The organism is Arthrobacter sp. SIMBA_036, assembly GCF_046535135.1.
GTDB lineage: Bacteria > Actinomycetota > Actinomycetes > Actinomycetales > Micrococcaceae > Arthrobacter.
The window spans coordinates 1-262 of sequence record NZ_JAWRXG010000251.1 but is presented as its reverse complement, the minus strand read 5'-3'; the positions used below and the strand labels follow the sequence as shown (position 1 = coordinate 262).

1 protein-coding gene is annotated in these 262 nt (G+C 55.0%); it reads right to left on the bottom strand.

What is annotated here, in order from left to right:
- The coding region (locus SB659_RS19790; RefSeq protein ID WP_410551648.1) for an SDR family NAD(P)-dependent oxidoreductase at window positions 1–164 on the bottom strand (164 nt) is incomplete at its 3' end.
- Window positions 165–262 lie beyond the last annotated feature (98 nt).

The following is a 262-nucleotide window of genomic DNA, read 5'->3' as shown; positions in this document are numbered from 1 at the left end:
GCCTCGATGTCGCGCACCGTGGCGCGCGCCGCATCCGGGTTGGCAGTGTAGTGCACGCCGATCAGAGCGGCGCCCTCTTTCGCGAAGGCCAGGGCGGCAGCGCGACCGATACCGCGCGAGCTTCCCGTGATGAGGGCAATCTTATCTTCGAGTCTTTTGGACATGGACAACTCCGGTTGATAATTAAATAGTGATCTCTATATTAAGAGCCGAACGAACCTCGGTCGACAAATAAATAGGGACCACTATTTTAATGGAAGAA